The organism is Rhodosalinus sp. (genome assembly GCF_041685465.1).
GTDB lineage: Bacteria > Pseudomonadota > Alphaproteobacteria > Rhodobacterales > Rhodobacteraceae > Rhodosalinus.
Genome location: NZ_JAWLFS010000014.1, coordinates 1 through 22,655, shown reverse-complemented (window position 1 = coordinate 22,655; position 22,655 = coordinate 1). Strand labels below are relative to the sequence as shown.

The 22,655-nt window shown below is 68.7% G+C and carries 20 protein-coding genes and 1 pseudogene; 5 read left to right on the top strand and 16 right to left on the bottom strand.

Annotation, left to right across the window (positions count from 1 at the left end):
- From tssM to tssA, 16 genes are all read right to left on the bottom strand, one after another.
- Positions 1–1,503, bottom strand: a 1,503-nt coding sequence (gene tssM / locus ACESL7_RS02025; protein WP_372890940.1) for a type VI secretion system membrane subunit TssM, incomplete at its 3' end; no start/stop codon positions are given.
- Positions 1,500–2,948 carry a type IVB secretion system protein IcmH/DotU gene (gene icmH, locus ACESL7_RS02020; protein ID WP_372890938.1) on the bottom strand — a complete coding sequence of 483 codons (1,449 nt, stop codon included), beginning with the start codon at positions 2,946–2,948 and terminating at the stop codon, positions 1,500–1,502. The genes icmH and tssM, both read right to left, overlap by 4 nt.
- Positions 2,949–2,966: 18 nt before the next feature.
- A complete protein-coding gene (tssK, locus tag ACESL7_RS02015) occupies positions 2,967–4,307 on the bottom strand; it encodes a type VI secretion system baseplate subunit TssK (RefSeq protein WP_372890936.1) in 1,341 nt (446 codons plus the stop codon).
- Positions 4,308–4,340: 33 nt separating this feature from the next.
- Positions 4,341–5,780 carry a type VI secretion system-associated FHA domain protein TagH gene (gene tagH, locus ACESL7_RS02010; protein ID WP_372890934.1) on the bottom strand — a complete coding sequence of 480 codons (1,440 nt, stop codon included), beginning with the start codon at positions 5,778–5,780 and terminating at the stop codon, positions 4,341–4,343.
- A 6-nt stretch (positions 5,781–5,786) separates the two neighbouring features.
- The gene (locus ACESL7_RS02005) at positions 5,787–6,077 is read right to left on the bottom strand and encodes a PAAR domain-containing protein (protein WP_372890932.1); all 291 of its coding nucleotides are present in this window, start codon (positions 6,075–6,077) and stop codon (positions 5,787–5,789) included.
- Positions 6,074–6,745, bottom strand: a complete 672-nt coding sequence (locus ACESL7_RS02000; protein WP_372890930.1) for a DUF6931 family protein — start codon at positions 6,743–6,745, stop codon at positions 6,074–6,076. Before ACESL7_RS02000 ends, ACESL7_RS02005 begins: the two co-directional genes overlap by 4 nt.
- A 22-nt stretch (positions 6,746–6,767) precedes the next feature.
- The gene (locus ACESL7_RS01995) at positions 6,768–8,924 is read right to left on the bottom strand and encodes a type VI secretion system Vgr family protein (RefSeq protein ID WP_372890928.1); all 2,157 of its coding nucleotides are present in this window, start codon (positions 8,922–8,924) and stop codon (positions 6,768–6,770) included.
- Between the two features lie 86 nt (positions 8,925–9,010).
- Positions 9,011–11,722 carry a type VI secretion system ATPase TssH gene (gene tssH, locus ACESL7_RS01990; protein WP_372890926.1) on the bottom strand — a complete coding sequence of 904 codons (2,712 nt, stop codon included), beginning with the start codon at positions 11,720–11,722 and terminating at the stop codon, positions 9,011–9,013.
- 34 nt (positions 11,723–11,756) lie between these two features.
- Positions 11,757–12,794: a type VI secretion system baseplate subunit TssG gene (gene tssG / locus ACESL7_RS01985; protein WP_372890924.1), complete on the bottom strand. Its 1,038-nt coding sequence runs from the start codon at positions 12,792–12,794 to the stop codon at positions 11,757–11,759.
- Entirely contained in the window at positions 12,758–14,638 is a 1,881-nt protein-coding gene (gene tssF, locus ACESL7_RS01980; protein WP_372890922.1) for a type VI secretion system baseplate subunit TssF, read from the bottom strand. Before tssF ends, tssG begins: the two co-directional genes overlap by 37 nt.
- A gap of 6 nt (positions 14,639–14,644) precedes the next feature.
- On the bottom strand, positions 14,645–15,142 hold the full coding sequence (gene tssE / locus ACESL7_RS01975) for a type VI secretion system baseplate subunit TssE (RefSeq protein ID WP_372890920.1): 498 nt from the start codon (positions 15,140–15,142) through the stop codon (positions 14,645–14,647).
- Positions 15,135–15,968 carry a type VI secretion system accessory protein TagJ gene (locus tag ACESL7_RS01970; RefSeq protein WP_372890918.1) on the bottom strand — a complete coding sequence of 278 codons (834 nt, stop codon included), beginning with the start codon at positions 15,966–15,968 and terminating at the stop codon, positions 15,135–15,137. Before ACESL7_RS01970 ends, tssE begins: the two co-directional genes overlap by 8 nt.
- A 77-nt stretch (positions 15,969–16,045) precedes the next feature.
- The gene (locus ACESL7_RS01965) at positions 16,046–16,531 is read right to left on the bottom strand and encodes an Hcp family type VI secretion system effector (protein WP_372890916.1); all 486 of its coding nucleotides are present in this window, start codon (positions 16,529–16,531) and stop codon (positions 16,046–16,048) included.
- 83 nt (positions 16,532–16,614) lie between these two features.
- On the bottom strand, positions 16,615–18,111 hold the full coding sequence (gene tssC, locus ACESL7_RS01960; protein ID WP_372890914.1) for a type VI secretion system contractile sheath large subunit: 1,497 nt from the start codon (positions 18,109–18,111) through the stop codon (positions 16,615–16,617).
- Between the two features lie 3 nt (positions 18,112–18,114).
- Positions 18,115–18,630: a type VI secretion system contractile sheath small subunit gene (tssB, locus tag ACESL7_RS01955; protein ID WP_372890912.1), complete on the bottom strand. Its 516-nt coding sequence runs from the start codon at positions 18,628–18,630 to the stop codon at positions 18,115–18,117.
- A gap of 60 nt (positions 18,631–18,690) precedes the next feature.
- Complete coding sequence (tssA, locus tag ACESL7_RS01950; RefSeq protein WP_372890910.1) at positions 18,691–19,716, bottom strand: type VI secretion system protein TssA; 1,026 nt, start codon at positions 19,714–19,716, stop codon at positions 18,691–18,693.
- A 175-nt stretch (positions 19,717–19,891) separates the two neighbouring features.
- Between tssA and ACESL7_RS01945 the strand changes: the two genes are divergently transcribed.
- The 5 genes and pseudogenes from ACESL7_RS01945 to ACESL7_RS01925 all read left to right on the top strand — a co-directional run.
- Positions 19,892–20,365 carry a hypothetical protein gene (locus ACESL7_RS01945; protein WP_372890908.1) on the top strand — a complete coding sequence of 158 codons (474 nt, stop codon included), beginning with the start codon at positions 19,892–19,894 and terminating at the stop codon, positions 20,363–20,365.
- Between the two features lie 3 nt (positions 20,366–20,368).
- Entirely contained in the window at positions 20,369–20,989 is a 621-nt protein-coding gene (locus tag ACESL7_RS01940; RefSeq protein WP_372890906.1) for a MotA/TolQ/ExbB proton channel family protein, read from the top strand.
- Between the two features lie 21 nt (positions 20,990–21,010).
- Entirely contained in the window at positions 21,011–21,433 is a 423-nt protein-coding gene (locus ACESL7_RS01935; RefSeq protein WP_372890904.1) for an ExbD/TolR family protein, read from the top strand.
- Positions 21,430–21,837 carry an ExbD/TolR family protein gene (locus ACESL7_RS01930; RefSeq protein ID WP_372890902.1) on the top strand — a complete coding sequence of 136 codons (408 nt, stop codon included), beginning with the start codon at positions 21,430–21,432 and terminating at the stop codon, positions 21,835–21,837. Before ACESL7_RS01935 ends, ACESL7_RS01930 begins: the two co-directional genes overlap by 4 nt.
- Positions 21,834–22,655 (top strand): annotated as a pseudogene (locus ACESL7_RS01925) (hypothetical protein); the annotation flags it as partial. The gene ACESL7_RS01930 and the pseudogene ACESL7_RS01925, both read left to right, overlap by 4 nt.

The following is a 22,655-nucleotide window of genomic DNA, read 5'->3' as shown; positions in this document are numbered from 1 at the left end:
CGGGTTCGAGGGAATCTGCGCGACGGCATCCCGGTAGTCGGCGACGCGCTCGGTCGCCGACGCCGCCAACGCCCGGTTGCCGAGGTAACTGCGCGTCCAGAGCGCGCCCATCGCCACCGCGACCAGAAGCGTCGCGGCGATCGCGCCGCGACGCACCCAGCGGTAGCGCCGCTCCGCCCGGTCGTCGGCCGACACGAGCCCCGCCTCGCGGAAAATCACGCCGTCCATCAGGCGCGTCAGGAAGTAGGACCGCCCGGTACCCTGCCCGCTGCCGATCGCTTGCCGCCCGATGCCGAAACTGCGCGCCATGCCCATCATCAGACGGTCGATGGGCGTGCCCTCCTGGGTGCCGGACGTGAAATAGACGCCGCGCAGCATCTGCCGGTGCTCGTAGCGGTTTTCCTGAAAAAGCTGGCTCAGGAACTCGCGGGCCAGCCCTCGCAGGGAGGCGAGCTGCTGGGGGAATCCCGCGATCAGGCTCCGCCGCTGCGGGTCGCTCTCGGCCTCCATGCGATCGACCGACTGTGCGTTGAGCCGCTCCAGAAGCAGGCCGAACTCCTCGTCGAAGCCCGCGACCGGCGCGGCCTCGTCGCGCCCCGAAGCCAGCGGCAGCGTGAAGCCCCAGACCTGTGCGCGCTCCTCGCGGCCGAGCTTCTCGAAGGTCTCGGAAAAGCCCGCGATGAGGTCGGCCTTGGTGAAGAGCACATAGACCGGGAAGCGCACGCCCAGCGTCTCGCGCAATTCCTGAAGACGGCGACGCAGCGCCGCGGCATGCGCCTTCTGCGTGAGGTCGTCCTGCATCGACAGGTCCGACAGGCTGATCGCGATCACGGCCCCGTTGATCGGCTGCCGCGGGCGGTGCTTCTTGAGCAGCCGCAGAAAGCCCAGCCACGCCGCGTTGTCGGCCTGCGCATCGCTGTCCTGCGTGCTGTATCGGCCGGCCGTATCCACGAGAACGGCCTGATCGGTGAACCACCAGTCGCAGTTGCGCGTGCCGCCGACACCGCCCACGGCGGTCTTGCCCATCTCCTCGGCCAGCGGGAACTGCAGGCCGGAATTGATGATCGCGGTGGTCTTGCCGGCACCGGGCGGGCCGATGAGCACATACCATGGCAACTCGTAGAGGTGACGCCGCCCCAGCCGTGAGCGGCGCAGTCCAGCGAGCGCGCGGCGCAGCTTGTCGCGCATCTCGGAAAGTTCGGCAGCCACGACGCCGTCGTCGCCCCCCTCCGCCGCCGCGGCGGGCGTCTCGGGGACTGTCACGATGTCCTCGGCAAGGCGCGTATCACGGCGCCGGCCCGCGAGCAGCAGGCCGAGGATCGCCAGAAGCGCGAGGATCCACATCACCGCGAGCCCCGCGAGCCGCCCCGTGACACTGTCGAAGGGCCGCGCATCGCCCAGGCCGAGCAGCGGGCCGAAAAGCCACAGGCAGAACGACAGGATCAGCGTGACGATGACGACGATCCCGATCCCCGAGCCGAGCGCGCGCAGAAAGGCCTTCATTGGTCCGTCTCCTGCCGGATCAGCACGATCTCGATGCGGCGGTTGGCGGCGCGCCCCTCCGCTGTATCGTTGCCGGCGACAGGCTCCTTGTCGGAGCGCCCCTCCGCGCGCAGGCGATCCGGCCGCTCGATCCGCTCCGCGAGCATCTCGCGCACCGACTCGGCCCGTGCGAGCGACAGCTCCATGTTGGAGGCGAAGCGCGCGGAGCGGATCGGGGTGCTGTCGGAGTGACCGACCACGATGACAGGCCCCTCGGTATCCACGAGCGCCGCGCCCACGTGCTCAAGCGGCCCGAGGAAGCGGTCCTGCAGGCGGTCGGAGGCAGGCGCGAACATTTCCGTCCCCGTCAGGCGGACGGTCACGGTGGTCGCATCCTGAAAAACCTCGACGATTCCCTCGTCGATCTCCTCGGTCAGAAATCCCGAGACCTTCTCGATCTGCGTCGTGTCCGGTTCGGGCGGGATCACCGGGGGCGCCCGCCGCTCCAGCACGGCAGGTCCCGGCGGATCGAGCGCGGCAAGGCGCCCGGCCACGCGCTCGGTCCCGCCCGAAAGCGCATAGCTCAGCCCGAGAAAGCCGCTGCCCAGAAGCGCCGCGACCGCCCCGACGGCGATCCAGACGGGCTTCCAGGCCGCGACCGCCCGGTGCGGCCGGTCGAGCCCCTGCCAATGCGGGGAAAGCGCCGTCTCCGCTGCACCGCGCTGATTGCGGATGATCCCGGCGAGCCCCTCGCGCACCTCCGCGTGTCGGGCGCGGCCGCTCGGATCGACCCGGAGCCGACCCTCGAAGCCCAGCGAAAGGCACATGAAGAGAAATTCGAGAAGCTCGATGTTGCGTCCCGGGTCCTGTTCGAGCCGCGAGAGCAGGTCGTAGAACCGATCGCCCCCCACGGTTTCGCGGTGGAAGGTGCCGACCAGCGATTTCTGTGCCCAGATCGACTCGCCGCCCCAGGGCGTGTTGAGGACCACATCGTCGAGCGTGGCGCAGATCGCGTAGCGGGCGATCTTGACCTTCTGCGGGTCGATCCCGGCCTTCAGCGCGCGCGCCTCGAAGGCGCGGATCTCGGCCACCACGGCCTCGCGCAGCGCGGCCGGTTCGGCGTGCTGCGCGCGGTTACGGATCCGGCTGACGAGCGAGAAGAGCGTCGCAGCGCAGGCGTTGAGCGGGTTCGTCCCGGTCATTCCGGCCCCGAGCGCCGCCTCGGCCGCCCGGTCCCCGGCGACGTCCTGCGCCGGCTGTGCGCCGGGGACGCCGTAGGGCGCGGCGGTCCCCGCGGTGCCGCCTGGCGGCGCCGTCGCTGCCCCGGGCTCCAGGTCCTGCGCGGGGCCCGGCGCGTGGGGCGCGGCCGGCTGCGGCGCGATCGAGGGGCGGCGGCCGCCGGGATTGGGTCGGATCACCGTCTTGTCGGTGTCGTCCGGCTCGCTGAAGGGATTCTCGTCACCCATGGCCCGTCATCTTCCCCGTCATCCCTGCCGTATCGCCCAGAGCTCCATCGAAAGCTCCGGGTAGTCGCCCGAGACGTGCACCGCGATACCGCCGGAGGTGGTCATCTTGCCCCAGGCCGGGTCGGCGCCGTCCAGCTCGAAATACACGGCGGAGCTCGAATAGGGGATCTGCCGGGGCGCGACGGGCAGCGGCCGTATGGCGATCCCCGGAAGGGCGGAGTTCACCAGCTGGCGGATCTCCTCGACGGGACCGATCTTCGCCTGCCCGGCGAAATGTCGGCGCACCTTCTCGGTCGCGACCGCCGAGCTCACGGCCAGCACGAAGTTCGAGGTCCCCAGCAGCTTGCGGTCGTGGATCACCCCCACCGAGACACCGTATTTGCGCGGCTCGAGGGGGATCGCGACGGCAGAATGTTCCAGTACGCGCGAGAGATACTCGCGCAGCGTCCGGATGAGCGGCCTGAAGGTCGCGGCCAGATCGTGATGCTGATAGGCCGGCAGTTGCGGCGGATGCTTCTCGGGCGCCATGAAGGTCGCAAGCTCCCCGCAGAGCGCCGCGAGGTCGTGGAAGACCCGCTCGGGGTGGACGTTCTCGATGCTGCACAGGTGCCGGATCGCGGGCAGCACGCGGTTGATCGTGGTCAGCAACAGGAAATCCTGGATCTCCGCCGCGCCCTTGGCCCCGCCGCCCTGACTCAGGCGCTCGGAGAGCGCCCGCATCCGGTGATCGAGAAGCCCCTCCAGCTCGACGAGAAAACCCGCAAGCGGCGGCGCCGCGCGCATGTCGAGGCAGCTCGGCATGAAGGAGCTGTCGAGCACCACCTCCCGGTCCGCACGGACCTCGATGATGCGCGCCACCGGGATGCTCAGCCGGTCGGACAGGTCGTCCACCTCCAGCGCGAACTGAAGCCGCAGCTTGCCGATCGCCAGTGTCGCAGCCTTGCCGTTGCGCATCGTGGTGTCGGTCACCTCGAGCTCGCCCGGCCGCAGACGCGCCGCGGAGAGCTCGCTGCCGGACATGTCCACCTCGGGCGCCCCCTGCCGGCGCTGGGGCACCGTCAGGCAGACCACGCAGTCGGTTGTATTGGACGGCACCTCGAGTGCGGGCGGATGATCGTCCGAGGCGGGCACGCGGAACACCACGCCGTCCGGGGTGAGACCGGCGCAGCCGCGCAGGGCGAACTGGCCCACCTTGAGCGCCTCCTCGTCGATCTCGAGCTCGGAGACGCCCCACATGTAGGGCGCGACCCGCCGCGCCAGTCCGGCGACGAGCGCCTCGGTATGGCGGTCCGCCTGCTGGAAGTGGTGGGGTTGCAGGAACAACCCCTCGTTCCAGAGAACCTTGCTATCCCACGCCATGCACGCGCCCCGTTTGCCCCGATGATCTGCCGGTCATTTCAGTTTTCTCATTTGCTCTTCGTAGGCGCGCGCGAATTCCTTTCCGAACAGCTCCTGAAAATCGCTTTCCGCCTCGTCGGAGATGCGCGCATAGATCGTCTCGTAGATCTCCCAGTAGCGGGCCTTGCGCCCCTTGAGCAGGGAGCCGAAACCGCCCGAGCTTTCGATCTGCTTCTCCAGTTCCTGTGGCGCGAGGCTCTGCAGCACGCCACGCATCGCCGCCTCCATCCCGGAGAGCATGGCGACCTCATGCGCGCGGACATCGCGAAGCGCCTCCTCCGCGGCGGAGACCGGGTCCATGTAACCGCGGGTGCGCGGATGGACGAGCGACTCGATGGCCTGATCCTCGCTGATCGAGAATTTCAGGGGATTGTTGCCGCCCGCCGCGATCACCGTCTGCGCGATGCGGAACTCCGACTTGATGGAGCTGCGCGTCATAAGGGTCTCGCGCAGACCGGCCACCATCGCGCGCATGAGGCGCCCCGCGCGCTCCATCGTCTCCGCGTGGCGCTCGGGCGGGACGTCGAGATCCGCGAGCCCGGCCCCCCGCAGGAAGGCCGCGAAGGTCTCCGCCTCCGAACCGGCCATGTCGGCCGCGGCGCCCGACGGGGGCACTGGCGCGGCTGTTGCGGCCGGGGGCGCGACGGGCGCTCCGGGATCCGCCGTGTCGGCCGCATTGCTCTGCCGCGCGCGGTCCGGCTCGGATATCTCCACCGGCAGATCGGTGGCGGGCGGTGTTTCCTCCTCCGGCGGCGCAGCGTCTTCGCCGATGCCGGCGAGGAAATCCTCGTCCCAATCCTCCGGGATGGGCTGTGCCGCGGCTCGCGGTGGCGGCATGTGGTCCTCGATCGCCGGGCCGTGCTGCGACGGCGTCGGTCCATGCTCCGACGCATCGGGCGCATCGGACCCCTCGTCCGGGCCGAGCGGCGGTAGCACGCCGTCCTCGCCAAGCTCCGGCCGGTTCACGCCGGTCGCGCCTTCGGGCTTCGTCGGGCCGCCCAGAAGATCGTCCAGGAAATCGCCGTCGTCCTCGCCCAGCGGATCATCCCGCAAATCCTCGGGCCCGACGTGGCCACCCCCGCCGATGTCTGCGCCGGCGGCGTCCGGGGCGTCCGCGGCGGCGCAGATCTCGACAAGAAGCTCGTAGGGCCCGAGGCTCAGGATATCACCGTGATTGAGCCGTGTGGGCACCTGGCCGATGGGGATCTTGCCGTAATTCAGAAAGGTCCCGTTGGTCGAGAAATCGACCACCACGGCGGCGTCGCCGTGGTCCTCGATCGCGCAATGACGCTTCGACAGCAACCGGTCGGGATCGGGGAGCGGATAATCGTTGTCCTGCCCGCGGCCGATGGTGATGGACCCGCCGCGCAGACGCAGCGGATCACCGCGGCCCGGTACGGCGCCCGTGGACTGAAAGCGCAGAACGAGTTCCATACCTTCTCAGCCGCCCGTCAGGACATTGAACGACGCCAGCGTGATCACCCCGCCCGACGCGCAGGGATCCACGCCCAGTCGCGCGGCCGGCAGCTTCATGATCATGACGGTGGACGATCCCTTCGTGATCGGATGCGGCGCGGGCGGCAACACGCCCGGACAGAGATCGGTCATCCGCGCCGCCGGCAGCTTGTTGACCAGCACGGTGACGGCGCAGGGCGGAAGGATCGGCGTGGGAGCGCCATAGGTCACCGGGCAGATGTGCAGATCGGTCATGCGTGCCTGCGGAAAGCTCATGCCGCCCCCCCCTCACCCTCGGCGCGTGCCGCGGTCGCCATCGCGGCCTGCTGGGCCTGAGCAAGCGCCATCGGCGCGGGCCGCTCGACACCGCGCCCGTCGCCGCCGCGGGCGATATCCAGTCCGCGATCCAGCAGGTAATCCGCCCCCCGCTCCATGTCGCAGCCAAGAGCGGCCAGCGCGACGAGGTTCATCGACAGCGCGGCGTTTTCGGCAGCACCGGGCGGTGCCTCGTACTGCGCGAGTTCGCCGGTCCCCAGGCGCCCGTCCGCCATCACCGCGCAGAGCGCGCAGAAGGTCGTGTCGTCGTCCGGGTCGGCCGCGTCCATCGCGACGCGGGCGGCCTCGCGCCGCGCGTCGACAGGGTCCTTCACCCACGCTTCCGCCGCTGCGAGCGGGGCCGGCGCCCCGCCTCCGCCGGCCAGGTCGTGGCCGGCAAGACAAGCCCACCAGACGAGCTCGCGCGGGGGCAGCGAGACCGACAGGAGACGCAGCATGTCGATCCGGGCCGGCACTCCCTCGATGTCCGCAAGCTCGGACAGCACCTGCGGCACCTCCGCGCTGGCCGGGGCCGTCAACTGTGTCTGAAGTCGCGCGTTCACCATGGCGAGCCGCCGCGCCGCAGGCTCTGCCGGGAACTTGGAGAGGTTCTCGAAACGTGCCTGCACTGATGCGGCTCCCTGATCCATTCTAGTTTATGAGCGTGATGCCGCCCTTGAGCATCACCATGGCGGTGCCGTCGATCTTGGTCATCACGCTCTTGGCCTGCAGCATCGCATCCGCCTTGAGGCTGATCATCGGCGCCTTGATGGTGACGCCCGTCGGGTCGATCTTGACCGAGGATCCGCCCACCTTGAGCTCGATCGACTGCATGGCGGTCACGGTGACCTTGCCCAGCTTGACGTCCTGCGTGAAGTTTCCGGTCTTGATCGTGTCGGTCACGTTGCCCAGGCCGACGGTCCGCGTGACGTTGCCCTTGTCGACGTTCTCCGTCACGTTGCCGGTCTCGACGTTATAGGTCACGTTTCCGGTCTTCACGTTGTGCGTCGCGTTGCCGGTGTTCACGTTGTGGATGAAATTGCCCCTGCGAACCGTGCTGGTGACGTTGCCCTGCACGGTTTCCGTCTGGTTGCCGGTATCCACCGTGAAGCGGTGGTTGCCCTTCTCCACCAGCTCGGTCAGGTCGTTGTGGACGGTCAGGCTCATGTCGCCCTTGTCCTGCGCGTCCTGGCCGACGGTGATCCGCGCGTCGTTCTTGACGGTCTGCTCGAAATCGCGCTCGGCCTGCATCCGGACGAGCTCGGCCCCCCTGGTGTCGTCGAAGACGAACTCGTTGTAATTGTCCACGGCGCCGTTCTTGGTCGAGTGGCTCCTGAAGCCCGAGAGGTTCAGCTCCGTCGGCAGCGAATAGGGGGGCATGTTGTCGGCATTGTAGAGCATGCCGGTGATGATCGGCCGATCCGGGTCGCCCTCCTCGAACTGGACGACGACCTCCTGTCCGATCCGCGGGATATGGATCATGCCCCAGCCGCTGCCGGCGGAGGGGGTCATCACCCGTACCCAGCAGGAGCTCGTCTCGTCCGCCTTTCCAAGCCGGTCCCAGCGGAACCGGACCTTGATGCGGCCATACTTGTCGGGGTAGATTTCCTCCCCCTCCGGCCCGGTGACCACGGCCGTCTGCAGCCCGGCGACGCAGGGCCGGGGCGTGGTGGCCGGCTGGCGGTAGGGCACCGTCTTGGGCTGCGCGGTGAAGGCCACGCGGTAGGGGTCGGCGCCTTCCGCCTCAAGCCCGAGGCGCGACGCGACGCCGGCCGGGTCGAGCGCGAGGCCCAGACCCTCTAGATCCTGCCGGACGTGGTGTGTGGCCTCGATCACCAGCACCTCCGTCGCGTCGGTGTCCAGCGGTGGGGTGTCGAGCGTGAAGCACCGGCCGGTGGCGATGTGATAGGCGTTGGCGATTCCGAACCACCGGCGGTGCGCGGCGGCCTCGGCTTCCATCCGGACGCGGGCGAGATGTTCTCCGTCCGCGGAGTCGCGGTAGCGGCCCGGGTAGTCGTAGCGTTCGTAGGCGTTGTGCGGCCCCGTGCCCGCCGCGATCCGGCTGGAGGCTGTCAGATCGGCTTTCGGCTTGGCGAAATCGTAATCGTCGAGCGTCACCCGCCCGCTGCGCGAGCGCTGGACGGCGGACCAATGGTGCACATGTTCGCCGACATCGGCTGTCGCCTGCCCGCGCGGGACATAGGCGATCCGGTCCTCCCCCGCGATCCGCGGAAAGGCGGAGGAGGCATCGCAGAGAACCATCTCCTCCTCGGCGGCGCTGTGGTCCATGTAGTAGAAGAACCCCTCCTCCTCCATCAGCCGGTGGATGAAGTCGAGGTCACTCTCGCGGTACTGCGTGCGAAAGGTCCGCGCCGTCTTGCCGGCGCTCAGCCGTTCCGTGATCCGGCCGAAACCGTGGTCGCCGGTGATCGTCTTGACGATGTCGAAGGGCGTGGTCTCCTGAAAGATGCGGCAATCGTTCGTCCGGCCGAGAAACCAGGGCCAGGCCCGCATCTCCGCGCCGAAATGAAGCACCGGGCCCAGATCCCCGATGAAGTCGAGTGCGACGCAACTGCCCCGGAAGGCCCGCACGCCGCCCTGCGGCGCATCGATGACGATGTCGAGCTTGACGCCGAGCAGATCGGCCATGTCCAGCGAGCGGTCCGTCGTGATGAACTCGAGCCGGGCCTCGGTCGGGCGGCAGAGACGCTCCCGCACGACCGCGGCGACCGGAACGACCTGGCGTCCGGCGAAATCACCCTCCAGCCGCACCGGGAAGTTCTCGGGAACCAGTCTGCCTGTGGTCATCGCTGCACCGCCGTCACGTCAGACTACTCCGGTGGGCATGGCTTCTCCAACACCCGATTGCCGATGGCGCCCGCCGCCGCGCTGCATCAATCGTAGGCATAGGTGAACTGTCCGCCATCGACATCGATCGCCACGCGCGCCACGGAGGCGCCCTCCATCATGCGCCGCAGGAACTCTCCGGAGATGTCGGGCAGCATCGTGTTCGTGACGATCGCGTCGATCATCCGGCCGCCGGACTCGAGCTCCTGGCAACGCGAGACGATCGTGTCGACCACGTCGTCGGAATAGGAAAACGGCACGCCGTGGGTCTGCTCCACCCGGCGGCGGATGCGGTCGAGCTGAAGCCGCGTGATCTGCCCGATCATGTCCGGCGAGAGCGGGTAGTAGGGGATCGTCACCAGCCGCCCCAGAAGCGCGGCGGGAAAGACCTTGAGCAGCGGATCGCGCAGCGCCTTGGCGATCCCCTCCGGCTCCGGCATCAGGTCGGGATCGGCGCAGAGATCCATGATGAGGTCCGAGCCCACGTTCGAGGTCAGCAGGATCAGGGTGTTCTTGAAGTCGATGATCCGGCCCTCGCCGTCCTCCATCACGCCCTTGTCGAAGACCTGGAAGAAGAGTTCGTGCACGTCCGGGTGCGCCTTTTCCACCTCGTCCAGCAGGACGACGGAATAGGGCTTGCGGCGCACCGCCTCGGTCAGGACGCCGCCCTCGCCGTAGCCCACGTAGCCCGGCGGCGCCCCCTTGAGGCTCGAGACGGTGTGCGCCTCCTGATACTCGGACATGTTGATGGTGATGACGTTCTGCTCGCCCCCGTAGAGCACCTCGGCCAGCGCGAGCGCCGTCTCCGTCTTGCCCACGCCCGAGGTGCCGGCCAGAAGGAAGACCCCGATCGGCTTGTCGGGATTGTCGAGCGCGGCGCGGCTCGTCTGGATGCGCTTGCCGATCATTCCCATCGCGTGGTCCTGCCCGATCACGCGCCTGGCCAGGTGCTGTTCAAGCTCGAGCACGGTCTGCAACTCGTCCCGCATCATCCGGCCCACCGGGATGCCGGTCCAGTCGCCCACCACGCTCGCCACCGCCTGGCTGTCCACGATGGGCAGGATCAGCGGCGTCTCGCCCTGAAGCGCGGCGAGTTCGGCGTTCCTGGCCCTGAGTTCGGCCAGCAGCGCCTCGCGCGCCTCGCCGCTGAGGTGGCTGGTCTCGGCCGCCTCTTCGCTGGCGGCGTCGGGGGCGTCCACGGGCGCGCCGCCCTCGCGGAGCCGCGACCGCAGCTCGAGGATCGCGGTGACGACCGCCTTTTCCGCCTCCCACCGCTCTTCCAGCAAGGCAAGGCGCTCTACCTCCTCCGCCGCCAGTTCGGTGATCGCGGCGCGCCGCTCGGTCACGTCGTAGCCCGCGGTTTCGTCCCGCGCGATGATCTCCAGCTCCGTTGTCAGCGCGTCGATGCGCTTGCGGCTGTCGTCCACCTCGGCCGGCACGGCATGCTGGCTGACCGCGACGCGCGCGCAGGCGGTGTCGAGCACGCTCACCGACTTGTCGGGCAGTTGCCGTGCCGGGATGTAGCGCGCCGACAGCGTCACCGCGGCCTCGATCCCTTCGTCCAGAACCTGCACCTTGTGGTGGGTTTCGAGCATCGAGGCGATGCCGCGCATCATCACGATGGCCTTGTCGGTGCCGGGCTCGTCCACCTGCACCACCTGAAAGCGGCGGGTGAGCGCGGGGTCCTTCTCGATGTGCTTCTTGTATTCGGCCCAGGTCGTGGCCCCGATGGTGCGCAGCGTGCCGCGCGCAAGCGCCGGCTTGAGCAGGTTCGCGGCATCGCCGGTGCCGGCCGCGCCACCCGCGCCCACAAGCGTGTGCGTCTCGTCCACGAACATCACGATCGGCACGTCGCTGGCCTGCACCTCCTCGATCACCTGCTTGAGGCGGTTCTCGAACTCGCCCTTCATCGAGGCGCCGGCCTGCAAGAGGCCCACGTCGAGCGCCAGAAGCCGCACGTCGCGCAGCGCGGGCGGCACGTCGCCCCGGGCGATGCGCAGCGCGAAGCCCTCGACCACCGCCGTCTTGCCCACGCCGGCCTCGCCCGTGAGGATCGGGTTGTTCTGCCGGCGCCGCATGAGCACGTCGACGATTTGGCGGATTTCCTCGTCACGGCCCACGATCGGGTCGATCTCGCCGTTGCGGGCCTGTTCGGTCAGGTCCGTGCAGAACTGGTCGAGCGCCTCCTGCCCGCCCAGCGCGGGCGCGCGCATCGCCTGGCTCTCCTCGCCCGGGGCGGCGCCGCCTCCCGTGCGCGAGCCGTCCCGCGGCGTCAGCGACTCCTCGGTCGATCCTGCGGTGATGCGCGCGTAGTTGTCCGACAGATCGTCGGCCCCGATCTTGCCGAATTCCCGCGAGATGTTCAGCAGGATCTGCCGCAGGCTCGGGGTCTTGAGCATCCCGAGGATCAGGTGCCCGGTCCGCACCTGGTTCGAGCTGTAGAGCAGCGAGCCATAGACCCACGCCCGCTCCATCGCGTCCTGCAGGTGCGAGGACAGGTCGCTGATCGCGCTCGCCCCCCGCGGCAGCGCATCCAGCGCCCGCGTCACGTCCGCCGAGAGGCGCGAGGGATCGATCTCGTAGTGTTGCAGGATCTTCTGGACATCGCAGTTGTCGACCTGAAGAAGCTGCGCGATCCAGTGCACGATCTCGACATAGGGGTTGCCCCGCATCTTGCAGAACACGGTGGCGGATTCGATCGACTGGTATCCGACCTTGTTGAGCTTGCCGAACAGTGCGACGCGGCTGATCTCGCTCATCTTTCAGTCTTCCCTTCCTGGCTTCGCGCGCCCCTCATGCGGCGGCGCCCCGTTCGTGCGTGTCCGGCGGGACGAGGAACAGGTCCGCGGCGTCGGCGACGCCCCTGCCCTCTCCAAGCCAGCTGGTCTGCCCGAGCCGCGTATCCGCCCCCAGCCGCGCGGCCGGAACGTCATCGGCCCGCAGCACCGGGTTCGCCTCCCAATCGAGCGCATCGCCCGCGTAGTTGCGCACGATCGCCGCAAGGCGCGTCAGATCCTCGTTCCCCGGCAGAAGCCGTCGGTAGGCCTCAAGGTCGAGCGGGCCGATGCGGATTCGGATCTTGGCCATGCGCGACCAGACGTGGCTGCCGAGGCTCGCCGTGCCGCCGAGCGTCGCGGGCGCCCCGAGTTGCCAGCGGTCGCCGGGATCGAGTTCCAGCCAGCTGCCGACGAATTCCTCCACCTCGACGCCGGCGCCGAAGAAGGACGACAGGATGGCTTCGAGACCCTCGGCATTGGCAGGCCCACCGCCGAGCCGGGCCGCGAAATGCCGCTTGGCGTTGTCGGGCATCGCGTCGCGGTCGGCGAAGGCCCGCCCGGCATGACCGCTCAGCGCCGCCACATGCGCGTCGATGCCGTGCCCCGGCCCTCGGTCGAGCGCAGCCGCCGCCTCGCCGGTGACCCAGGCCCTGTACAGCAAACTCATCGGCCTGTGGGTGAGCATGTCCGCAAAGGCGACGAACGTGGGGTCGCGCGCGTTCACGAGCCGGTCGCGGGCATACTCGGTCAGGTGAAGGGGCAGCGGACCATGCGGGCCGAACAACCCGAAGAAGAGGTTGACCAGCTTGCCCGGTGCCGTGCCCTCGGCCGGCCGGAACGCGACAAGCGTCGCGTCGGGATAGGCCAGCTCCGGCGCCTGCCCCAGTCGCACGGGGTCCTGCCGCGGGCGCCGGGAGGATCCCATCCGGGGCGTATCCGCGTAATGCGCCTCGATGATGCGCAGCGCGTGAAAGACGTGATGCCGCTGCGGCGAGCTGGCCAGCTGCGCGAGATGCGTCAGATGACCCGCCCCCTGCCGGCTGCCGGTGTCCATCGTGCGATTTCCCCGCGCTGTTGCGTCGCGATGACGGTCTCGGTGAAGCTGTTGAGCGTGGCGTATTTCCGGAAGAAGCGTTCAAGGACTGCGCCGAGGCGGTAGACGCTGCTGCCTTCGTAGAGCGCGTCGTCGAAGGTGACCGTGATCTGCAGGCCCCGCACGGCGGTGGACATCACGCCGTCGCTGAGGCGACGCACGATCGGGCGCGTCTCCACCCCCTGGATCCCCTCGAGTTGCTTGGCCATCGCGCGGTCCCCGGGCGGTGCGTAAAGGCCCAGCAGTTCGCGCAGCGCCGCCGCCGCCGCCGCGCCGCCCTCCTCGTCGGCGATCGAGATGTAGTTGAGGCTCAAATGCCCGATGATCCGCCACGCGGCCTCGCCCTGCGCAAGCGTCGGTCTGGGCCGGGTCGGCGACACAGGCGTGGAGATCCGCGCCACCGGTCCGCCTTCGGGCAGGTGAAAGAGGTCGTCGGCGCCAAGCGACATCAGGATCGGAAGATCGCGGTTGGTGACGCGCGCGCGAACGGCGAGCTGCGCGAGATCGGAGGCATGGGGCGCCTGCGCCGAATCCACCAGCGAGAGATAGCTCTCCGAGCCGAGATACCCGGTGCGCGGGCCGCGCAGGCGCTCGCGCTCGCTGCGCTCGCGCAGCCGCCGATGCACGAGAAAAAAGGCATCCTGCTCACCACCCGACGCAGCCGTGAAGGTGTCGCTCGAGTAGAAGGGCCGAAACCCGCGCTCGTCGCTCGTTTCCGCGCTCACGCCGTCGACCGAAAGCACGCTGTGCACCTCGAAATCCATCGGTGCGGTGCGATCGACGACAACATGGTGGCGCGTCGCTGCTCCGCTCACCGGAACGCGATCGCAGCGCATTTCGAAAAGGTTCACGGCCGGCACGCAGTTGAGCCGGAACGCATCGGCCGTGATCCCGGCGCCGATTTCGGACCGGCCGTCGCGCAGGATGATATAGATGTCGATCTCCGCGCCCTTGGCGCGCGCGATCGCGCCCTGCAGGCCGCGAAGCTCCACGAAGTGGAACCGCTCCGGCATGGCGAAGTATTCCTGCAACAGGCGGTAGCCGTCGAAACTTGCCCGCGGCAGCGGCAGCAGCGCCTCGTCCCGCTCCAGCCCGCACGGAAACACACCGCCGGGCACCGGTACCGTCCAGTCGTCGCGGCGGTCGGTGGAACGGGCCACGACCGCTGTCGTGTCCGCGCCCAGAAGCTCGAGCAGCACCGCCCCCGGCGCCGAGTCCCCGCCCAGAAAGAGCGTCAGAGCGTCGAGCGGCAGCGGCTCCAGCGGCTGGCCGAGCGCATGGCGCAGACGGAGACGGATCGCGGCGCGACCCGGCGCGTCGCCCGCAACTCCGGCAGCCACGAGCGCGCCGCGGCCGTCGATGTACTCGGCTTCCGAAATCTCGACCGGCCAGAGCGTCATCTCATGCGCCGTGCGGAAGCGGCACGCCTTCTGCGCGCCGTTCACGATCGAGGATCGCAGCTCCGTGTCGCGGGGCAGCGTAAAGCCGTCCGCGAGCGCAGCATTCGACATGTCGGGGTGAAGCTGGGCGACCATCATCGATGGCGTGGGCGCGAGGTAATGCGGATAGACGATCTCGAGGAGCTGGCTCGTGAAGGCGGGATGCTGAAGTTCGAGCTCGAGCTGAACGCGCGCGGTGAGGAACGCGACCCCCTCCAGCAGACGCTCGACATAAGGATCGAGCACCTCGACGCCGTCGATGCCCAGCCGCGCTGCGATCTTCGGATAGGCCGCGGCGAATTCCGCACCCATTTCGCGCAGATAGGCCAGCTCCGATTCGTAATGCTTCAGAAGGCGTGTATCCATCGTCCGTCAGACCCTGTGCTCGAGATCGACCTCGCCGGTCGTGACGTCGATCTGCGAGCGCAGGTAGAGTTCCAGCGGCAGGGGCTCGGCCCACATGTCCGCGAGGATGTCGAAGGTGATGGTCGTCCCGGTCCGGGCCTCGGTGGCACGGTCGCGCACTTCGATGGACTCCCTGCGGATGCGGGGCTCGAAGCGCTCGATCGCGGTGCGTATGCTCGCACGGATCTCCGCCACGCGGTCGGAGGTGGAAAAGTCCCCCGCGAGGTCGGGCAGCCCGAAATTCAGCACCGAGCGCGACGCGTGCGGATAAAGGACCGGGTCGAGCTCCGCACCCATGTCGTTGGTATTGAAAAGCCACGCGAGATCGCGGCGGATGATGTCGCGCAGGCGGCGCATGTCGATCACGCGGGCATCACGCGATTCCGAGGCCTGCGTCGGCGCGTCATCGGTCAGCCGATCCAGCAGCGAGGGTTGCAGCCGCTCCTTCAGCGTCCGGTCAGACATCCGCTGCCACCCCCTCGGGTCCCGCCGGCGTCCGGGCGCTGCGCAGCGCGAGGTGCCGCAGATCCATCAGCGCGGTATCCCCGGCGTCCGTGGCCAGCAGACGCTGACCGCGCCCGACGAAGGTGTCCGCCCCGGCATCGTGCCACGAGGTGGCCCGGCCCAGCTTTTCCGCATCCGTGCCCGCGGTCGTGGTGCCGGGGTAGCGCGTGGGGATCAGCCCGACGAACTCGTCACCATTGACGAGCGTCAGCTCGACCGGCGTCCACACCGCGTCGCGCAGATCCGCCGGAGGCTCCGCCCGGATCGCCGCCACATTCTCGAACGGCAACCACGCATAGCGCCCGTTGATGATGATCTCCAGTAGCGGACCGAAGCGCATGTCGGCATCCGCGATCCACTCGAAATCCGCCTCGTCGAGCGCGCCCGGCGTGACCGGTGCCATCTCGAAGGCGCGGGCACGCAGCGACGCGGCCTCGGCGGCCTGTCCGCTGGCGAGCGCGGCGAGCGCCTGGACCAGCAGAACGGTCCATTCCCGGGGTTCGCCCAGGATCAACGGCTCGGTCTCGCCGGCGAAGACCTTTTCGCGGAACACCTCGCAGACGATCGCCTCCCGGTAGGTCTGCGCCATCGTGACCGCCTCGGAATCGAGCTGCGCGCAGACCTTCAACTGCGCAACGGCGCGCTTCCAGTCGCCCATGACGCTCAGGAGCTGGAACAGGAAGATCCGCAGCTTCGCGTCCTCGGGGCGGGCGCGGACCTGCTCCTGCAGCGCCGACAGCGCGCCAGCCAGGTCCCCGGCCCGCAAGTAATCCGTCGCATTCGCCATCACGCCGCGCCTCCCTATTCGGTCTGTCATGGCACGGGGGCGCGGCCGCAACTTCCGCGGTCGCGCCCCCGCAGGGATCAGGACTTCTTCTCGTTCGCCGCGATATCGTAATTGAACGCGATATCCGCGCCCAGATTGCCCTTCTCGTCCTGCGGCTTGTAGATCGTCTCGAACGCCCCGAAGTTGAGCGAGAAATTGGCCGTCAGCCGGTCCTCGCCCCCCGAGCCTCCGGTGCTGACAGAGGTCACGATGATGTCCTTAAGGGTGTATATGATGTATTCCACCTGCTTGCCGCCGGCCTTCCGAACGGTCAGCGTGGCTTCAGGGATGTGGTCACCCGTGGCGCATTTCGTCATCACATGGGGTGTCGATTTCTCGTAATAGCTGGTCACACTGATATCCTGGAAGCTGGCCTTCCCGGCCCCGCTGCCACCGCCCAAGTGCGTGGTGCCGCTCTGGCTGATGCCCCAGCTCCAGGCGAGGACGTCGATCTCCTCCTTGTGCATCTTGTCCTGGGACTCTCCCTTGATGTCGCCCAGCTTCAGAAACATGTCTACGGCCATTTTTCCTCTCCATTATTGTGCGCTTGGGTGATCGCGCTTGGTATGAACCGCACCGGGGCTCCGCCCCCGACGCGGAGGCTGCGTTATCCCTGCTTCTCTGACGGAAGCTTCGAGACCAGGCGGAGCGATACGGACAGCCCCTCCAGCTGGTAGTGCGGTCGCAAGAAGAACTTCGACGTGTAATAGCCCGGGTTCCCCTCGACTTCCTCGACCGTCACTTCGGCCGCGGCGAGCGGATGCGTCGCCTTGTACTCTTCAGAGGAGCTTTCCGGGCTGCCGTCGACATACTGGATGATCCAGTTGTTCAGCCAGTATTCCATGTCCTCGCGGCTCTTGAACGAGCCGATCTTGTCGCGGACCATCTTCTTGAGATAATGTGCGAACCGGCAGGTCGCGAAGAGATACGGCAGCCGCGCTGCAAGATTGGCGTTGGCTGTGGCGTCGGGGTCCTCGTATTCCGCCGGCTGGTGCAGCGACTGCGCGCCGATGAAGGTCGCCATGTCCGAGTTCTTGCGGTGAATGAGCGGCATCAGTCCGGCCTTTGCGAGTTCCGCTTCACGCCGGTCGGCGATCGCGATCTCGGTGGGGCATTTCATGTCCACGCCACCGTCGTCCGTCGGAAAGGTGTGGGTCGGCAGATTGGACAGTGTACCCCCCGACTCGACGCCGCGAATGCGCGAGCACCAGCCGTATTCCTTGAAAGACCGGGTGATGTTCGTGGCCATGCCGTAGGCCGCGTTGACCCACGCGAACTTCTCCGACTCCGCGTTTCCCGTATCCTCGACGAAGGCGAACTCCTCCACCGGGTTGCTCTCGGGGCCGTAGGGCTGGCGTCCGAGGAACCGCGGCATCGCGAGCCCGATGTACTTGCTGTCCTCGCTTTCGCGCAGGCTGCGCCACTGGGCGTATTCCGGCGTCTGGAATATCTTCGTGAGATCCCGCGGATTGGTGAGCTCCTGCCAGCTCTCGAACTGCATCAGCGCGGGATCGGCCCCTGCGAGGAAAGGGGCATGCGCCGAGGCGGCGACCTTCGACATCTCGCTCAACAGCTCGACGTCGGGCGGGCTGTGGTCGAAGTGGTAGTCGCCCACGAGACACCCGTAGGGCTCGCCCCCGAACTGGCCGTACTCCTCCTCGTAGAGCTTCTTGAAGATGGGCGACTGGTCCCAGGCCGCCCCCTTGAACTTGCGCAGCGTCTTGTGAAGTTCCTTTTTCGAGATGTTCATGACGCGGATCTTGAGCATCTCGTCGGTCTCGGTGTTGTTGACGAGATAGTGCAGGCCGCGCCAGGCGCTCTCGAGCTGCTGGTATTCCTCGTGGTGGATGATCAGGTTGATCTGCTCCGACAGCTTGCGGTCGATCTCGGCCTTGATCGCCTCGATCGAGTGCAGCACATCCTCCGAAATCAGCGATGTGTTCTCGAGCGCCTGCTGCGCCAGTGTCTTGACCGCGGATTCGACGGCTGTCCGCGCGCTGTCCGTCCGGGGACGGAACTCCTTCTGCAGGAGGCTCTCGAAGTCGGAGTCGGCGGCTTCGGTCTGGGCGCCGCCCTCGGCTGGCTGGGTCGCTTCTTCGGCCATGGTTTACTCTTTCTCCTCCTGGTCGGCGCCATCGGGGGCGGGTCGGGCCGCCAGCGTCTTGAGCAGATCGGGGTCGTTCATCGCCTTGGCCACGAGTTCCTCGGCGCCGGGCTTGCCGTCCATGTACGTCATCAGGTTGTTGAGCTCGTTGCGGGCGTCCATCAGCTTCTTCAACGGCTCGACCTGCTCGGCGACCGCTCCGGGGGAAAAGTCGTCCATGCTTTCGAAGGTGACATCGACGGAGAGATTGCCCTCGCCCGTCAGGGTGTTGGGCACCGAGAAAGCGACCCGCGGCTTCATCGCCTTCATCCGGCTGTCGAAGTTGTCCACGTCGATCTCGAGGAACTTTCGGTCCGCGACGCCGGGCTGCTCGACTTCCGACTTGCCGGCGAGATCGGCCATGACGCCCATCACGAAGGGAAGCTGGACCTTCTTCTCGGCGCCGTAGAGTTCGACGTCGTATTCGATCTGCACCCGTGGCGCGCGGTTGCGCGCGATGAATTTCTGAGAACTCGACATGCTTGTCTCCCTGTCAGCACCCCTTTCGCGTCATCGACACGGGGCCATTCCTGTCCGGGCCTAGTCGCCCTCGTCCTCCGTGATCCCGCCGACCACGGTGACGTTATCGCGGCCGGCAGGCGCGATATCCTCGATGATCGTCAGGAAATCCGCCCCCACCAGCCGTCGGGCCCGCCTGAGAAGCAGGGGGACCGGGCTGGAGGGTTCATGGCGCGCATAGTAGTCCGTAATCGCGTCGAGCGCGGCGAGCACGTCGCGCTGGCTGTCCAGCCGCCCGGGCACGCCCGGACCTTCTGTCGCCTGTGGGGCGGAGGTGGGCGCGGCGTCCGGCCCGTCGGGCATCTGCTCGGCATCCCCGGCGTCCGCACCGACGAACGCCCCCGTCTGCACCACGATCCGCGACAGGGTGCGGACAAGCGGTCCGAGCTCCGGCCCCGTCCCGGGCAGTCGCTGCGCGAAGACGCCGTCGATCGCGCGCACGTTGTCGAGCGCGTCGCGCGCCGCGGCGTCCAGCGCCTGCATGGCCTCGGCAGGCGTGTCCTGAAAGGCGGCGCGTACACCAGCCGGGTCGAGGACCGCTTCGCCGTCCGACGGATCGATCTCGCCTTCCGCGATCTCGATGTCGCGCAGGCAGATGCGTCCGAACGCCGGGCTCTGCGTCAACGGCGCGCGGCGCAGGGCGCGGATGATCGTGTCGTTATCCGCAAGCCCCAAGACGGCGTTGACCCGCATCGTCGGGTCGTCGTCATCTTCGGCGTCGAGCTGAGGGTGGCAGGTGTCCCAGTGATCCTCGAGACAGAACCGAATGTAGCCCGCTGCCTCCGCAAGACCGGCCAGCCCGTTGAGATTCAGCTCCGCGTGCGCAAGATGCACCGCCGCGCGCAGGTCGTGGCTGAGCGCGAGCACCTCGCGTGCTGCGCGCGACACGTCGCTGAAATCGGGGTCCTCCGCCTCGATGACCGCATCGCCGACCTGCCGCTCCTGCCCCGGCTGCGCGACCAGTTCGAGTTGCGAAAAGACGGGCTCGTACTCGAGGTTCGGCCCGCTCGGCGCATTTTCCGCATGCGTTGTGAAGAGATCGTCCAAGTTTCACCTGCGGAGAATATGGCCTTAACGTGGCGTAAGCGACGACTCTGACGCTACCAAGAAAATGAGAAAATGCCACATGAATTTCCGTCTTCACGCGCGCGCCATGCTCGCGCCCTTGACCCGCATCGCGCGACCGTGGCTACATCGTGGCAGACCGCCGGGAGAGACAGCCGTGGGACATGCCCTCGAGCCGAGGAAAGCGCTGGCCGCCACGATGAGCGCCGCCGTCATCACGGTCACGGCGCTCGCCAGCACCGCCACCGCCCAGCAGCAGGCACAAGCACGGGAGAACGACCCGCCCCTCACCGTGGAACTCAACAAGTTCGAGGCGGGCGAAGATGGCGGCTGCCGCGCCTTCTTCCTGTTCCGCAACGGTGGCGAGGTCACCTACGACGGCTTCGAGATGTCCCTGGCGATCCTCGACGCACAGGGGGTGATCGACCGCTTGCTGACGATCGACGCGGCCCCCGTTCCCGCCGGGCGCACCACGCTCAAGCTCTTCGAGATCCCCGAGATCGCCTGCGGGGAGATCTCCGAGGTGCTGCTGCACGACATGACCGCCTGCAACGTTCAGAACGATGGGCCGGCCGACTGCTTCGGCCTGATGGACCTGGTCAGCCGGACCTCCGCCCGGTTCGTCGAATAACGCATGGACGGCCTGATCGCCACGCTCAGCCAGGGCGGCCCGATCGTGGCGATCCTTGTCGTGCTGTCGCTGGCGTCGTTCGGGCTCATCGGTGCCAAGGCCTTTCAACTCCGCGGCGTGCTGTCGGGCCGGGCGCGGCGGACCTCCGCGCTTGAATTCTGGGACGCTGGCGACCGGCACGCCGCCCTTCAGGCGATCGCCGACGCCGAAAGCCCGGCTGACCGCCTTCTGCGCCACGCGATGCAGTCGCTGAAATCGGGCGCGGCGCGCGCGGCACTCGACACCGAGCTGGAATGGCGCGGCAACGCGGAGATGGCGCGGATGTACCGTCACATCCGCCTTCTGGAACTGACGGCGATGATAAGCCCGCTGCTGGGCCTTCTCGGCACGGTCCTCGGCATGATCCGCGCGTTCCGCGACCTCTCCATGGCCGAGGGCGCGGCGAATGCCGCCATGCTGGCGGACGGGATCTGGCAGGCGTTGCTGACAACCGCGGCCGGGCTTCTGGTCGCCATCCCGGCGGCCATCGCGGCGGCGCTGCTCAATGCACGGGTCGAGCGGGCGGGAGAAGAGATCGAGGGCGCGGTCGGCCGGCTCTTCGCGGGTGAGCCGCCGCCCCGCTGACCCACGCCCGGGAGGGGTGCGATGCGACTCGAACGTCGGGCAAGGCCGCTCGTGGGGCCGTCTCTCGTCTCCATGATCGACGTACTCATGATCATGCTGATCTTCTTCATGGTCACCTCGACCTATCTGAACCTGCGGATGATGCCGCTGACCCAGGGCGCCGCACCGCCGGGCGCCGGCGTGCAGGACGCCGGAGCAGGCGACCCCACGGCGCCGGAGCCACCGCTCCTTCTGCGCCTCAGCGCCGACGGAACGGCCCGTTTCCGCGGCAGGGCGCTCGCGCCGCAGGACCTGCGCGAGACGCTCGCCCGGTTTCCCGAACGCGACGTTGTCGTGCTGCCCTCGGCGCGCGCGCCGCTTCAGTCGCTCGTCACGTTGTCCGATCGCCTGCGCGCAGCCGGCGCGGGCCGAGTCGCCGTCATCCGGCCGGAGCGCGCGCCATGAAGTTGCACCGCCGCAGCGCCCGCGACGCGCCCGAGCCGATCATCGCGCTGATCGATGTCGTCTTCTTCCTGCTGGTGTTCTTTCTCTTGGTGGGCCGTTTCGACGCCACCGCCCCCTTCGAGGTTCTGCCGGCCGAGACCGGGGCGGGCGCGGACATGCCCGGTGGCGGGATCACGGTGTCGGTCGCGCGCGACGGGCGTCTGGCCCTCGAGTCCGTGCCGATCGAGCGCTCGGCGCTTCTCGCGAGCATCGAGTCCCAGCTCGACGCGGCGCCGGACACGCTCGTGCGGCTCAATGCCCACCGGGCGGCCGAGCTGCGCCACGTCCTGCCCCTGCTCAGCCGGATCGAGGCGCTCGGCGCCGCACATGTCGCTCTGGTGGTGACCCCGGAGGCCGCCCCGTGAGCCAGAGGGAAACGCATGCCTTCTGGGCCGGTGGTATCGTGGTCTCCGTGCTGGGCAACGCGGGGCTGCTGCTCGTCGCGGGGCTCGCCATAGCCCCTGCCCCGCCGGCCGATCCACCGCCACCCGAGACCGGGATCGACATCCTGGCCTACCAAGTCCCCGCGCAGGACGCCGAGGCCAAGCAGCCCGAGACCGAGGCCGGCCGCCGCCTGCGCGGCGCCTCGGATCGCCTGGCGGACACCGTCGTGCCGCGGGGGGCGTCGGCCCCGATCACGCCGCGCGCGCAAACAGCCGCGCGTTCACCACCGCGGGCCGGCCCCGTCGCCGCGCGTCCACCGGATGCGCAATCGGCACCGGCCCTGCGCGACACGGCGCGGCCGGCGCGCGAAGCGGCACCCCGCGCCCGCCCCGGCCGCGCCGTGTCAGAGGGGACAGGTGCGGCCGCCCCGGAGCGGGACCCCGCCACCGGTGCGGCGGCTCGGACGCCCATGGGGCGCGTCGCAGAAACCGCGCGCCTGAGCCCTGCCCCCGCGGACCGGATCGCTGCCATGGACGACGCCGGCGCCGCGGCGCCCGCGCGACCGGCCATCGAGGACGCCATCACGGCTAGGGCCAGGCTGCCGGCCGCATCGCGCGCGCCCGAGCTATCGGAGGCGGGCACCCCGGCCCGCGCCGCCACGCCACGCGGAGCGGCGGCGCCCACCCTCCCTCGTACGGCCGCCGCCGCGACGACCGCCCCTCCCCGGCCCGCGCCCGTAGCGCAGGTACCGACGCAGGGGGATGTCGCGACGGCGGCCGAGGCCCGCCCGACGGCGCCG